This window comes from Mesorhizobium sp. WSM4816 (genome assembly GCF_055811535.1).
Map to the genome: position 1 here is coordinate 19,943 of NZ_JBVVQR010000052.1, position 14,052 is coordinate 33,994.

The window sequence follows — 14,052 nt, forward strand, 5'->3', positions numbered from 1 at the left end:
ATGTCGTCCAAAAGCATGCCCTGGGTCACGACTTGCATAAAAACGAGAACTTAAGGCGCGGCGCATGACCCCACAAAACGTGACGCGCCTTAAGTCCTTGCATTCACATTTTTGCGAGTCCGCCCCTCACCTCTATTGTGGGAGGCTCAGCTTCGTGGCTTGAGGTTCTCCGGGTCGTAGAGCGGCCTGTAGCCGACGGCGGCCACTTCGACCGGGTATGTCTCGCCGAAATATTCGACATCCAGCTTGCGGCCCTCCTGGCAATACGTCCACGGCAGATAGGCGAGCGCAATGTTCTTGCCGATGGTCGGGCCGTAGGCGACCGAGGTCGTAAAGGATCGGCGGCCGAGTTCGTCGACCAGCGTTTCACCCGTCTGCGGGTCCATCACCGGCAGCGTGCCGACGGGATAGCGGGCCACGCCGTTGGAATCGAAATTATCCGTCATGACAAGTGTGCAGAGCATGGCCGGCTGATGCGCGCGGGCGCGATAGTCCAGATGCTTTGCCTTGCCGCTGAAATCGGCCTCCTTGACCTTTGGGCGGGCAAGATCGGCCTCCAGCAGATTGTACTCGGTCAAAAGATCCGCATTCTGCAGGCGCAGGCTCTTCTCCATGCGGCGGCTGTTGGCATAGGTCTCGACGCCAAAAGCCATCACGCCGGTCGAACGCAAAGCATCCCATACGGCCAGGCCGTCTTCGTATCGCATATGCAGTTCCCAGCCCTGCTCGCCGACATAGGAGATGCGAAAAGCGGTCACGTCCTTGCCGGCGATCCTGACAGGCTTGATTGCGGCAAAGGCAAAGTTCTCCGGCGTCAGGCCATCCGGGTCCTCGACGACCTTCTGCAAGGTCGAGCGCGCGTTCGGACCCCAGATACCGACGGTCACGTATTTTTCGGTCATGTCGGTGATGGCGACATCGAACCCTTTGTCTTCTGCCGTCCGCCGCATGTAGTGGAAGTCGCGCGGGCCGGCATCTGCGCCGTCGATGACGCGGCAGCGGTCGGCCATGCGGATGACGGTCAGGTCGGCGCGCACCATGCCCTCGTCGTCGAGAAAATGGGTATAGATGCCTTTGCCGATGTTAGCATCGCCGCCGATCTTGGCCGCGCACAGCCACTCCATCAGCGCGACATGATCCGGGCCTTCCACGTCGTACATCGCGAAATGCGACAGGTTGACGATGCCGCAATCCTCGCTCATGGCGAGATGCTCGGCATTGGAGACGCGCCAGAAATGGCGGTTGTCCCACTCGTTTTCGCGCACCGGCACGCGGTTGCCGTATTTCTCGAGCAGGTGCTCGTTGGCGGCATAGCCGTGGGCGCGCTCCCAGCCGCCGAGTTCCATGAAATAGCCGCCGAGTTCCTTCTCGCGCTCCCAGAAGGGCGAGCGGCGCACGTCGCGAGCCTTGGAGAAGGGCTCGCGCGGATGGACGGCCGGATTGTAGACCTTCATCGCCGTTTCGGTGCAGCGGTCCCAGATGAACTGCTCTTGCGTCTGGTGCGGATAGAAGCGCGAATAGTCGATGGCGTGGTGGTCGATCGACGTCCGGCCGTCCGTCATCCAGTCGGCGATGAGCTTGCCCATGCCGGGGCCGTCCTTGACCCAGATCGCGACGGCATACCAGAGGCCCCGCACATTCTGGCTCTCGCCCATGGAGGGGCCGCCGTCTGCCGTCACCTGCAGAAGCCCGTTGAAGGAATGGCTCTCATTGTAGCCCAGTTCGCCCAGGATCGGCGTCAGTTCCATGGCGCGCTCGAGCGGCGCCAGGATCTGTTCCATGTCGAGGTCGCGCTGCGAGGGCGAAAGGCGGGCCTGGTCCTTCTCCAGAAGGTCGCGCGGATGGCAAAGACGCGGATTGGTCTCTTCGTAGTAGCCCCACTCGATCTGCCCGCCTTCGGCGGTCTTGGGATCGCCGGTGTCGCGCATGTAAGCCGAGTTGCCCTGGTCGCGCAGCAGCGGCCAGCCGATCTCTTTGCCGGTGCCGGCGAACTCGGTATAGGGCCCGAAGAAGGTGAGCGGATGGTCGATCGGCATGACCGGCAGGTCCTCGCCCACCATTTCCGCGATCAGCCGGCCCCAGATACCGGCGCAAACGATCACGTAGTCGGCTTCGATGGTGCCGCGATCGGTCACCACGCCCTTGATGCGACCGTTCTCCACGACGAGCGACCTGGCCGGCGTGTTGGCGAAGGATTTGAGTTTTCCGGAGGCTTCCGCCTGGTCGACCAGCTTGCCGGCGACCGTTTGCGAGCGCGGGATGACAAGACCGGCATCTGGATCCCACAGGCCGCCCTGCACCATCTCTTCTTCGATCAGCGGGAATCTCTGCTTGATCTCGGCCGGCTCGATCAGGCGGGCACGCGTGCCGAAAGCCTTTGCCGAGGCGATCTTGCGCTTGATCTCCGCCATGCGATCGTCGTCGCCGACGCGGGCAACCTCGAGGCCGCCGATACGGGCGTAGTGACCCATCTTTTCGTAAAAATCGATGGAGTAGAGCGTCGTCCAGCAGGACAGGAAATCATGGCTGGTGGTGTAGCAGAAGTCGGAGGCGTGCGCTGTCGAGCCGATATCGGTCGGAATCCCTGACTTGTCGATGCCGACGATGTCGTCCCATCCGCGCTCGATCAGGTGATGGGCGATCGATGCGCCGACAATCCCGCCCAGCCCGACGATGACGACCTTCGCCTTTTCCGGAAACCCTGCCATTGCCCGCGACTCCAAAGTGGTAAAGCGGGCACCGGCGCCCGTTTGATCGGCGCACAATATGCAGGCGCCAGCCGCCATGCTACCGCCTGTTTGCGACACGCTGCAGATGCGACGCGACCCGAAAGATCAGCTGCTTTCGGAGCCGGGGCTACCCCTCAGGCGAAGGCCCAGATGTCCTCGGCCTGGAAGCCGACCTGGTAGCCGGCGGTCTTCAACTTGACCACGACCTGGCCGATCTCGGCCGCCGGCAACGCACCAACCTCGACCTTGATCATGCCAGGACGGTAGCGCTCGAGGTCGAGCTGCTCGAAGACGATCCAGTCGGCGCCTTCGCAATCGACAAGGAAGACGTCGATATGGGTGATGCCGTTGCGGTCGAGCAGCGTCTGCAATGTCTCCGACGGCACTTCGATATCCCTGAGGTGCGGCGCGAATTTGTTGAAGTTGGCATCGGCCTGGCCCCAGGCATTCTTGCCCGACATCAGATTGGTGTCGGTCACCGACGAGCAGCCGATGAACTCGATCGGCAGCGTGCCGGCCTCGAGTGCGGCGGCATCGAAGGTGTGGACCGTGATCGTTCCCTTGCTCTTCGTCACTGCGACCGGCTCGATGATGAAGCGGCCCGTATCGGTATAGTTGGCGCGCAACCGCTTCTGGTTGTGCGGGATCGGCTCGATCAGTACGGCGCGAGCGTGCGGGATGCGGTGCAGCCACGGCGTCACATCGTCGAACAACACGCCATCGCAGGCGCCGACATTGACCATCTGGAACCGCCCTTTTGCCCCACTGAAGCGCGCCTTCAGCGCGGCCTTCGCCAGGAACTTCGTACCGCGCATCGACGGCCCGCGATCGAGGATGCCAGCGGGGAGGCCGAGCGACAGCGCGATGCGCGCCAGGCTGGAAACGGAACTCATGACTTGTCTCCAGGAATGACGTGCAATGGCGCGGCGCCGCGCCCTTTGGTGCTCGCTGATGCCCACAACGCCATGAATGGCCCGGCGAGCAGCAGGAACGGCGGGATCAGATTGGGAAAATAGATGCGGGTGTCGTGGATCGGGAAGACCGTGAATTTGGCCAATACGCCGAGCACCAATGCCGCAAACAAAATGCCGGCGCGGCGGTCGAGCTTGAAGCCGGCACGGCTTGAGGCATACCACCCCGCCAGCGCCATCACCGAGACGCCGACCCAGTTGTTCAGGCTGACGGCACGGATCAGGGAGGCGGCAAAAGCCCGGAGGTAGGCGACAGCCGAGAACGGCGGATCGAAGCCGGCCATATTGTAGTGCTGCTTGATCGAGGAGAACCACAGATGCGGCCACCAGCCGGGATGCTGCGCCCAGTGCGAGATGGCGAAATAGGCGACGAGCGAGGCGGCAAAGCCGGCCAGCGCGCCCCACGCCTTCTGCCGGAAGACCAACAGCAGCACGGCAAAAATAGCAAGGAAAACAATATTGTCGGGCCGAGCCATGAAAGCGAGGAAGAGCAGGATCGCGGTGGCCACTTCACGACCGCGCCGATAGGCAAAGAGCCCGCCGAGGAACAGCGCTGAGCACAGCAGGTCAGGCGTCAACGCCCGCGCCGCGTCGCCGAAATCGGCCATCATCAGCACCGCGCCGAGAACCGGCGCCAGCGCCAGCGCGCCCTCTGAGCGCAGCCAGAGCAGCGCGATCGCGCCGAACAGCAGCACCGAGAACACCTGCAGCAGCCGCATCGCCGCGATCGGCGACATCGCCGAGCTCATCGTCGACAGGATCTCGGCGTAAAGGAACTTGATCCGGTACATGCCGAGCAGCGAATGGAAATCGGCGGCGTTCCCGGCCATATGACTGCGGAAGCCGCCGCCATCATCGGTCAGTGCCTTGTAGTCGCCCGCCTTCACCCCGTCCCTGACCGTGCCATAGGCATAGTCGTGCAGCGCCTGCACATCGCGATAGGTGCCCTCCTCGGCGATCGCAAGGTAGGGCAGCATGTCCCAATTGGCGTCAGGCATGAACCATGCCGTCGCCGCGGTCAGCAGGATGTAGAGCGCGAAGGCAGCCGCCCCGATCGGTGCGGCAAGACGCGCATAGGTGCCCTCGCCCCATGCCAGACCGGCCTTGGTCAGCCGGTCGAGCAGGTTTGTCGGAGCCGGAGACTTGCTCAGCATGGTCTCGCTCGGGGCACCTGGCTAACGAACCTGGCTTTTGACGAAATCCTTCACGATCGACACGATGCCGCGCGACAACAGGCTGTCGAGCGCCTCGACGAAGCGGTCGACATGTTCGCGCTGGCAGATCAGCGGCGGTTCGAGACGGATGACGTTGCGGTTGTATTCGGTGAAGGCAACGAGCGCGTCGTAGTCACGCAGCAGCAAAGCACCAACAAAACCGGACAAGGATCCCTTCAGCTTGTCGTCAAGCACGCTGACCACAGGCCGCAGCACCATCGGCAAGGTCTGCGAAAAGTCGTGGAATTCCAGCCCGACCATAAGGCCTTTGCCGCGGACCTCCTTGATGATCTTCGGATATTTTTCCCGCAACGTCTGCAGACGTTGCAGCAGATAGTCGCCGGTGACCGCGGCGTTGTCGATCAGCCCCTCGTCGTAAAGCACGTTGAGCGCCTCAATCGAGGTGACGCAGGCCTCGCCCATGCCGCCGAAGGTGGCCATGGCGTGGATCATCGCCGTCTTCGGCGTGCCATAGGCCTTCAAATAGACCTCGCGCCTGGCGATCATCGCGCCGACCGCCGCCTTGCCGCCACCGAGCGACTTTGCCAGCGCCGTCACGTCCGGAACGACGCCGTAGTGCTCGAAGGCATAGAAGCGGCCGGAGCGGCCATAGCCGCACTGCACCTCGTCGGCGACCCACAGAACACCGTATTGGTCGCATAGCGCACGCAGCTTCTGCCAGTATTCGGCAGGCGCCTGGATGATGCCGCCGCCGCCCTGGATGGTTTCGAGCACGATGACGCCGACCTCGGGATCGGAGCGGAACGTGCGCTCGACCGCTTCGACGTCGCCGAACGGAATGCGCATGACATTGTCGGCCATCTTGAAGTCGGCGCGATAGAGCGAGCCGTCGGTGATCGCCAGCACGCCCTTGGTCTTGCCGTGGAAGGAATTCTCGGCATAGACGATTTTCGGCCGCTTCGGGCCGGCGGCGCGCTCGGCGAGCTTCACCGCCGCCTCCATGGCTTCGGAGCCGGAAGAGCCCAGAAACACCATGTCGAGGTCGCCGGGCGAGCATTTGGCGAGGTTGTGCGCCAGCGCCGCCGCGTATTGCGACATGAAGGCGATGGCGATCTCCTGCCGCTTCTCCTCCTGGAACTTTTTGCGCGCCTCGAGGAGGCGCGGATGATTGTGGCCAAAAGCCAGCGAGCCGAAGCCGCCGAAGAAATCGAGGATCTTGCGGCCGTTCTGGTCGATGTAGAACATGCCTTCGGCGCGCTCGATCTTGATCTTGTGGAAGCCGAGCAGTTTCATGAAATGCAGCTGGCCGGGGTTGAGATGCGCCTTGAACAGGTCGGTCATGCGCGCGACGTCCATCGCCTTGGCCTGCTCGACGCTGATCAGATCGGGCTTGGCGGTGGTGGCGGGCGAAAGCGCCCGCGCGCTGATCGTGGCGCGCGCAGTCGTGTGGTCTGACTTGGTCATGACGGTCATCTCAAGAGTCTCCTGCTGGCCCTTCACTCGGCGGGCACATGGTTGGCGGCGACAGCATGGCCGTCTTTCTTGGCGCGATATTCGCTGTAGGCAGCGATCAGCATGTCCTCGTCGCGATATTGCGGCACCCAGCCGAGCTGGCGTTCGGCCTTGGACACGTCGAGCACGCAGTCCTCGTCGGCGATCAGATACTGCTCCGGATCCATGATCGGCATGTTCAAGAGGTCGAGCAGGTCGAGCGTTCGCTTGACTGCCCAGCCCGGGGTCGGGATCAGGATCGATTTCGAGCCGGCATGCCTGATCAGGTCGCCGAGCAATTTCCGGACCGGCGGCGGGTTGAGCGAGCCGAGATTATAAGCCTCATCAGGCACGCCGGCCTTCCACGCAGCGCGCGCCGCCTCGGCGCAGTCGAACACCGAGATGAACTGATACGGGTTCTTGCCCGAGCCGATCGTCGGCACCGGAAGGTTCCAGTCGATCAGCTTGAACAGCTTTTCGAGGATGCCAAGGCGGCCGGGACCGATGATCAGGCGCGGCCGAAACAGCGAGATCGACATGCCGCGCTTGCGCCATTCGACGGCCAGTTCCTCGGTCTTCTGCTTCGACCAGCCATATTCGCCGAGCGGCGCGACCGGGTGCTCCTCGGTCATCGGCTGCGTGACCGTGTGGCCGTAGATCATGTCGGTCGTGTAATGGACGAGTTTGGGCGCGCCGGCTCTGTCCATCGCCTGCATGATGTGCTCGGTGCCGTGGAAATTCACCGGGAAGAAGAATTCGTGGCGCCTGGCGCGCACCTGGATCGGCGACAGCATTTTCGCCGACAGATTGTAGACCATGTCGTCGGCCTTCAGCCCAACCGAAGCGACCGAGGCCGGATCGGTGACGTCGCAGCTGACATAGCGGACCGAGCGGTAATGCGGCAGGTCGCTTTTGGCGATATCTGCGACGACCACCTCCTCGCCATCGGCCAGGAGTTTCGGGGCAAGGTGGCGGCCGACGAAACCGTCGCCGCCGAAGATCACATGTCTCATCGAACGATCCCACTTTGAATCTTGTCGGACGAAAAGGAGGCCGTTTCCTCGTCATGCCCGCGACCACCCAAATCCCGGCTATCCAAATCCCGGCCACCCAGATCCCTGCCACTTTGGGCGATCAGCACCGTGCCGACGCAGATGAAAGCGATGCCGGCGATACGCCAGCCATTGAGGTCTTCGCGGAAGATGAAATAGGCGAAGATCGCAACGGCGACATAGGCGAGGCTGAGGAACGGATAGGCGAAGCTGAGCTCTACCTTGGACAGCACATAGATGTGCGCCGCCATCGAGACGACGAAGGTGCACAGGCCGAAGAAAACCCATGGGCTGAAGACGACCTGCAACAGCTTCAGCAACGGATTGCTGCCCTCGAAGGAAATCGGACCGAGTGACATCATGCCCTGCTTCAGCATGAGTTGCGCGGCGGCGTTGGTCATGACCGTGAACAGAATTGAGACGATGTATTTCATGTTTTTCCCATCAACCTTTTTCGTTCTACTGAAAACTTCCAAACATTTCGTGAAGCACGAAAAAGTTCGAGGAAAGCTTGAATTATCGATCTGTTTACCACGAACTATTCGAATGTTATCTATTCCGCGGCTTCGGCGGCTCCGTGTCGCGCCTCGAGCCTTTTCGCCGTTCGCGCCCAGAAACTCGACATGAAGGCGGGATCGCGGATCGCTTCGAGGCGTTGCCATTCCGGAAAGGAGGCTGCGAAAACGTCGTCGCCCATGCGGGCATCCTTGTAGGGATTGACCGCACCACCGGCCTCGACCGTGATTTGGTCGAGCTCCTTCAGCAGCGCCAGCGTCGCCCTGCCACGGTTGGGGAAATCCAGCGTCAACGTGAAACCCGGCCGCGGGAACGATAGCAGTGCCGGCGAGCGGACCCCGCCGAAGCGCTTCAGGACTGTGAGGAACGAGCCCTGCCCGGCACGTTTTGCCGCCGCAAGCAACGCCGGCACCACTCGGCGCGCGACGTCTTCCAGCATCACGCTCTGGTGCTGGAAAAGCCCATTCGGTCCATAGAGGCGGTTCCAGTTGCCGACGCCGTCGAGCGGAAAGAAGAAACCCTGGTAGCCGATCTGGCGCGGCGCCGTCGACCGGCCTTTCTTCCACCGGTAGAGGGCATTGAAGGCAGTCAGGAACGGCCGGTTGAGCACGTTGAACGGCGGCTGGAACGGCACCGAAAGATTTGCACCGGCCCGCAAGGCCACATGGGAGCCATGCTCGGCGTGATTGCCGGTGAACAGCAGCCCGCGGCCGCGACTGTGGCCGCCGGCAAGCTGGTCGATCCACGCGACGACGTATTCGTTAGCCTGATCGGCCGCGCCTGCAAGTTCGAAGAATTCGCCGAGGTCACGGAACGGCGTCACCTTCTCGATGATGTCGAGCGATGACACCCGCATCAGCCGGATCGATGCGGACAGTATCAGGCCAGTCAGCCCCATGCCGCCGATCGTCGCCGCGAACTGGCGTTCATTCTCGGTGGCCGAGCTGTAATGGGCCTGTCCGTCCGATCTGAGCAGCGTCAAGGATTCGACGTGGCAGCCGAAGGTGCCGCGCCGGTGATGGTTCTTGCCGTGAACGTCGTTGGCGATGGCGCCGCCGAGCGTGACGAACTGCGTGCCCGGAACGACGGCGGGAAAGAAGCCGTATGGCGCTGCATGGGCGATGATGTCGGACAGAAGCACGCCGGCCTCGGCCTCGATCACGCCGGTCTCGGCATCGAAGGCGCGGATCCTGTTCAGCGGCCGCATATCGATGATCGTGCCGGCCCCATTCTGGCAGGAATCGCCATAGGAGCGGCCGTTGCCGTAGGCGAGCAAAGCGTTTCTTGTCGCCTTGCCGCTCTTCAGCAACGCTACAGCGTCGTCCGCCGGGATCACATCGAGTGCCGGTGGCGTGGCAAGACCGAAGCTCTGGAACCGCTCCTGCCCCACGCCTACCAGCCTCCGACGACCAGGAACACAGCGCCGATGAGCACGACGATCTGGCTGCGCCAGTCGCGGATGATGAAGACGACCGGATCGTCATGCATCTGGTCGCGGCGGGCGAGAATCCAGACGCGCATGGTCAGGTAAAGTACGATCGGCGCCAGCGGCCAGACCAGCCAAGGATGCGGATAAAGTTCGCGCACCGCAGCGCTGTCCATATAGAGCGCCAGCACCAGCGCCGAGGAAAAGGCCGACGCCATGCCCGCCTGGGCGACGATCTCCTGGTCTTCGGTGCGGTAGCCGCGGCCGGCAATGCGCTCGCCGGCCGGAATGGCGGTCGTGCGCAGCTCGACAAACCGCTTCACCAGCGCCAGCGACAGGAAAAAGAAGATCGAGAAGGCCAGCAGCCAGAAAGAGACGTCGACGCCGGTTGCCGCGGCGCCCGCCAGAACGCGGATCGTGTAGAGACCGGCCAATGTCAGCACGTCGATCAGAAGCATGCGCTTGAACGACAGCGAATAGCCGGTGGTGATGACCATGTAGCCACCGAGCACGCCGAGGAATTCGATCGGCAGCAGAAGCCCTGCAGCAACGCCTGTTGCGAGCAGCACCATCATTGAACCGAGGCCGAACGGGATCGACAGCGCGCCGCTGGCGAATGGCCGGTTGCGCTTGGTCGGGTGTTTGCGATCGAGCGCGAGATCGAAGAAATCATTGAGGATGTAGATGGCGGAAGCGACTGCGCTGAACGAGACGAATGCCAGCAGGCATTCCCAGATCATGTCGGCGTTGAAGTATTCGTGCGACAGCACCATCGGCACTGCGATCAGCGAGTTTTTCAGCCACTGATGAACGCGCAGCATCTTGACGATGGTTCTGAATGTCGGCTTCGGCGCCGGCATGATTTCGGCACTGTGCGCGGCCTGCCAGCGCGCGGCATGGCGGTCGGGCGCGACGACGATTGCCGTGCGCGCGGCGTCGAATACCTTAAGATCGTGCCGACTGTTGCCGGCATAGTCGAAGCCGCCATCGCCATAGGCGGCGACAAGCGAGGCGCGCTTTCTGCCTGACGTCATGTTGTGGGGGCCGTCAGTCGCCAGGACGCGATCGAATATCCCGAGATGTGCGGCGATCGCCTCGGCGAATTTGCGCGGCGTCCCGGTCGCCAGCACGATCTGGCGGCCTTCGCCATGTTCGGTGCGAAGGCGCTGAAGCAGCGCCTCGCGGTAGGGCAGCGACACAGGATCGATGTCGATGCGTTGAGCGATAGCCTGCTTCAACCGCGCCGGCCCGCCGGCGAGCCAGAACGGCACCAGGAAAATATAGAGCGGATTCTTCTTGAGAAGGATGAACAGGCCTTCCCACAACAGGTCCGTCGCGATCAGCGTGCCGTCGAGATCGACCGCAAGCGGGATTGCGTTCCTGTCCGACCGCGCATCCATTCTTCGTTGCCCTGCCTAAAAGCGCATGATCCCGAAAGCCGACCTTTCGGAAAGGATCAGGCGCCGATCCAAAACCCCATGCTTCGGCGTCTTCGGCCCGATATAGCGGGGAACAGCGCAGCGATCGTTAAAACGCCCAGCCCGGCCTGGCTTGCGTGACGGTATTTTCCTTTTCATCGTTAAGTTTCGATAACCCGAAACGATCAAAGGCCGGGCATTTGCCCGGCCTTCTAAAAACTAGTCAACGTTTTTTGACGCGGTTACTTGATGCGGGCGACGCCGCCAGAGATTTCGATTGTTTCCGAACCGGTCAGCGCTTCGAGGTCGCCATTCGGCATGGTAACGAAACAGCCGGTCGGGCAGAATTCAGCGGTTTCGCCGGCGGCCAGCGCCAGCTCCGTCTTGCCACCGCCTTCGGTCACGACGAGTGTGCGGGTCTCGGCGTCCTTGTTGGTGGCGCTGGCGGCAAGGGCTGAACCGCCCACGGCAAGAAAAGCGATGGCGGCGACGAGAGACTTCCACATTTGCAGTATCGGTGTTGCCACCGCCTCTGTTGCATTTCGCAAGGCATTCCCGCCGTTTGCATGTGAGCTTATATGAGATGCCAGCTGAACGGCAACTGAATGCCGCATTCATGCCGCAATTGCTTTGGCTGCGTACCGGAAGCGCAGGTATCGGCCGTTCGCAGGCCGGCTGAATATCAATAAACCCTAATCGGGATCCGGCTTGCGGGTCTTGCGCCCGGATCTGGCCAGGCGTTTCGTCTCGGCGACGGCTTCCGCCTTCGCTTGCTCCTGTTCGGCGAAATCGACCTCGATCTTGTCGTCATCGATCGGCCACGCCTCATGCGTCTTGGTCTCGACGACGGCGCGCGGCGCCGACGGAATTTCGATATGCTGATCGGCGAACATATCGAGGACGGCAAAACGAATGTCGTTCTGCACGATGTTGCCGTTCATCACGTCGGCCAGGAACACACGGATTTCGAATTCGAGAGCGGCCGCCCCGAAATTAGTGAACAGCACGAAGGGTTCCGGATTTTTCAGCACCAGCGGATGGCCGCGCGCAATCTCCAACAGCACAGCATGGGCCTGCTTGACGTCGCTGCCGTAGGCGACGCCGACCTTGATGTCGATGCGACCGAGCTTGTTGCGGTGCGTCCAGTTGCCGACCGCATTGTTGATCAGGTTTGAATTGGGCAGGATCACCGACTGCCGCTGGAACGTCTCGATCTCGGTAGCGCGCACGCTGATCTTCTTGACCGTGCCGCTGATCTCACCGGCGACGATCCAGTCGCCGACCTTGAACGGCCGCTCGGCCAAGAGGATCAGGCCGGAGACGAAGTTGGACACGACATTCTGCAGGCCAAAGCCGATACCGAGCGACAAGGCGCCGGCGACAAGCGCCAGGTTGGAGAGATCGATGCCCGCCGCCGAGACGCCGACGAGGGCTGCGAGCGCGACGCCGGCATAGCCGACCGCCAGCCGGATCGAGTTGCGCACGCCGGTATCGACCTTGCCGCGCGCCATCACCGAGCCGTCGAGCCAGCCCTGGAACCAGCGCGTCAGGAAATAGCCGATGATGAAGACGACGATGCCGGTGAGGATGCCGGTCACCGAGATCGTCACCGAGCCGACGGTGAGGCCCGTCGCCAGCTTGTAGGCCCAGGCCTCGATGTCCCCGGGCTGGAAGCCCCACATCAACAGGATCAGCGGCAGGAACACCAGCACGATCATCAGGTTGATGGCGACGCTGACGACCAGGCCGAGCTGGTCGAGCGCGGACTCCTCATAACTGGAATTGGTCGATAGCCAGCGCCCGATCGACGTGTTGGCAAAGCCACCTTCCTCGCTGATCGCCCGCGCTGACAGGAAGCCGATATAGGCGGTCACCAGAATGGTACCGGTGACCACGACCTGCAGCGAGACGAAGATGGCAAGGCCGATATAGCCGAGCAGCGCCGTGGCAATGGTGAAAAGGCCGATCGCGACTGCCGTGTAGCGCAGCCACGCCGGCCAGGGGCGCCAGCTTCCGTCGGTGGCCTTGAAGGGCTTCAGCAGCGCCATCAGGATCAGGATGATGCCGACGATGATGGTGGCGACAAAACTTCTGGCGATGGTCAGCGACAGCGGTGAGCCCATCGTGTCGTTGACGACCGACAGGAAATAGTTGACGCCGATCACCACCGCCGTGGCGGTCGTCAGCCGCACCAGCCAGCGTGCCGGGCCGGATTCAACGGGGATGAGCCGCCAGTTCGGCAGCCGCGGCTCCAGCGTCGCATTGGCCAGTCGGTTGACGCAGAACACCACCGCGATGACCCCGACCAGCGCATTCAGGAAAACGCCAATGTCGCCGCGCAACACATTGTAGTAGTTGAAAAAGAACACGGTCGAGACCAGGAAGACGCCGACCGCCAGCGTCGGCAGCAATGTCGACCAGAACGCCACCGACAACCGGCTGAGATAGGACGGATCTTCGACCGAAGGGTCCGCTTCGAAGACACGCCCGAACAAACGCCGCCCACCGACAAAAAGCACCGCCGCCAGGGAAAGCGCCGTCAAGGTCGCGGCCAGCACGGCCTGGAACTTGAACTTGAAGACGAAGCTCAGCCACGACGACACTGCCTTGTTGAAGCCGGTAAATTCCCCATTGGCATCGGAAATGACCTCAGGGCTCAAAGCGTCGGACAGCACGTAGCGCTTGGTGAGCAGATTGCGAAACAGCTCGCTGCGCATATTGGCGATCTTGGCGATGAGGCCGCTGATGCGGATCGACAGGTTTTGCGCCGCGGCGATGACAGCATTGATCTCGGCCTTTTCGGACGCCAGCGCCTGGCGTTCGCTGGTCACGATGTCGGGTTCGGGCGGCTGGCCCGCGGCCGGCGGCGCCCCGAGCTGATCGAGCCTTGCGTTGATCTCCGAAAGGCGCGGGCGGAAGGCAAGCGCGCTGTCCAGCGCACCTCGCGACATTTCCTCGAGCTGCAGGCGGATGTCGACAAGGCGGGCGTCGTCGTCACCGTCCTCCTGGATTTTCTTTTCGAGATTGTCGGTCCTCGTCGTCAGGTCCTGCAGGATTTTCTGCTGGTCGGCGACCACTCCGGAGGCAGCCTGGTCAAGCCCCTGCGCCGCCGCATCAATCGACAGCGGCGCCGAGGCGACGGTCGCCAGGACCAGTACGAAGCGGAGCAGTCGGAAAAGCATGATCGTTTGGCGACTCACAGGCGGTAAGGCGTTCTAAAGCTTGCCCTTGATAAAGACGCTGATACCGGGGAGCAAGCCGTCCCGCCCTGCCC

10 protein-coding genes are annotated in these 14,052 nt (G+C 62.4%); all 10 read right to left on the reverse strand.

Going from position 1 to position 14,052, the window contains the following annotated elements:
* Positions 1-146 precede the first annotated feature (146 nt).
* The 10 genes from AC0L3H_RS30710 to AC0L3H_RS30755 all read right to left on the reverse strand — a co-directional run bounded on the left by AC0L3H_RS30710 (position 147) and on the right by AC0L3H_RS30755 (position 13,960).
* A complete protein-coding gene (locus AC0L3H_RS30710) occupies positions 147-2,708 on the reverse strand; it encodes a GcvT family protein (protein ID WP_473587965.1) in 2,562 nt (853 codons plus the stop codon).
* A 155-nt stretch (positions 2,709-2,863) separates the two neighbouring features.
* On the reverse strand, positions 2,864-3,622 hold the full coding sequence (locus AC0L3H_RS30715; protein ID WP_473587966.1) for an FkbM family methyltransferase: 759 nt from the start codon (positions 3,620-3,622) through the stop codon (positions 2,864-2,866).
* Positions 3,619-4,854: a hypothetical protein gene (locus AC0L3H_RS30720; RefSeq protein ID WP_473587967.1), complete on the reverse strand. Its 1,236-nt coding sequence runs from the start codon at positions 4,852-4,854 to the stop codon at positions 3,619-3,621. The genes AC0L3H_RS30715 and AC0L3H_RS30720 overlap by 4 nt, the downstream gene beginning before the upstream one ends.
* Positions 4,855-4,875: 21 nt before the next feature.
* Positions 4,876-6,348 (reverse strand): aspartate aminotransferase family protein, encoded by a 1,473-nt coding sequence (locus tag AC0L3H_RS30725; RefSeq protein WP_473587968.1) that lies wholly within the window; start codon positions 6,346-6,348, stop codon positions 4,876-4,878.
* Positions 6,349-6,371: 23 nt separating this feature from the next.
* Positions 6,372-7,379, reverse strand: coding sequence for an NAD-dependent epimerase/dehydratase family protein (locus AC0L3H_RS30730; protein ID WP_473587969.1), 1,008 nt, complete (start codon positions 7,377-7,379; stop codon positions 6,372-6,374).
* A complete protein-coding gene (locus AC0L3H_RS30735) occupies positions 7,376-7,852 on the reverse strand; it encodes an EamA family transporter (RefSeq protein ID WP_473587970.1) in 477 nt (158 codons plus the stop codon). Before AC0L3H_RS30735 ends, AC0L3H_RS30730 begins: the two co-directional genes overlap by 4 nt.
* A 119-nt stretch (positions 7,853-7,971) precedes the next feature.
* On the reverse strand, positions 7,972-9,324 hold the full coding sequence (locus AC0L3H_RS30740; protein ID WP_473587971.1) for an FAD-binding oxidoreductase: 1,353 nt from the start codon (positions 9,322-9,324) through the stop codon (positions 7,972-7,974).
* Between the two features lie 2 nt (positions 9,325-9,326).
* Entirely contained in the window at positions 9,327-10,760 is a 1,434-nt protein-coding gene (locus tag AC0L3H_RS30745) for a UbiA family prenyltransferase (protein WP_473587972.1), read from the reverse strand.
* 260 nt (positions 10,761-11,020) lie between these two features.
* Positions 11,021-11,284, reverse strand: a complete 264-nt coding sequence (locus tag AC0L3H_RS30750) for a hypothetical protein (RefSeq protein WP_091594431.1) — start codon at positions 11,282-11,284, stop codon at positions 11,021-11,023.
* A 186-nt stretch (positions 11,285-11,470) separates the two neighbouring features.
* A complete protein-coding gene (locus AC0L3H_RS30755) occupies positions 11,471-13,960 on the reverse strand; it encodes a mechanosensitive ion channel domain-containing protein (RefSeq protein WP_473587973.1) in 2,490 nt (829 codons plus the stop codon).
* Positions 13,961-14,052: the final 92 nt, after the last annotated feature.

Bases quoted from the DNA above. Each gene is read 5' to 3' on its own strand.
- AC0L3H_RS30710 (WP_473587965.1), bottom strand. From the start codon at position 2,708: ATGGCAGGGTTTCCGGAAAAGGCGAAGGTCGTCATCGTCGGGCTGGGC.
- AC0L3H_RS30715 (WP_473587966.1), bottom strand. From the start codon at position 3,622: ATGAGTTCCGTTTCCAGCCTGGCGCGCATCGCGCTGTCGCTCGGCCTC.
- AC0L3H_RS30720 (WP_473587967.1), bottom strand. From the start codon at position 4,854: ATGCTGAGCAAGTCTCCGGCTCCGACAAACCTGCTCGACCGGCTGACC.
- AC0L3H_RS30725 (WP_473587968.1), bottom strand. From the start codon at position 6,348: ATGACCGTCATGACCAAGTCAGACCACACGACTGCGCGCGCCACGATC.
- AC0L3H_RS30730 (WP_473587969.1), bottom strand. From the start codon at position 7,379: ATGAGACATGTGATCTTCGGCGGCGACGGTTTCGTCGGCCGCCACCTT.
- AC0L3H_RS30735 (WP_473587970.1), bottom strand. From the start codon at position 7,852: ATGAAATACATCGTCTCAATTCTGTTCACGGTCATGACCAACGCCGCC.
- AC0L3H_RS30745 (WP_473587972.1), bottom strand. From the start codon at position 10,760: ATGGATGCGCGGTCGGACAGGAACGCAATCCCGCTTGCGGTCGATCTC.
- AC0L3H_RS30750 (WP_091594431.1), bottom strand. From the start codon at position 11,284: ATGTGGAAGTCTCTCGTCGCCGCCATCGCTTTTCTTGCCGTGGGCGGT.
- AC0L3H_RS30755 (WP_473587973.1), bottom strand. From the start codon at position 13,960: ATGCTTTTCCGACTGCTCCGCTTCGTACTGGTCCTGGCGACCGTCGCC.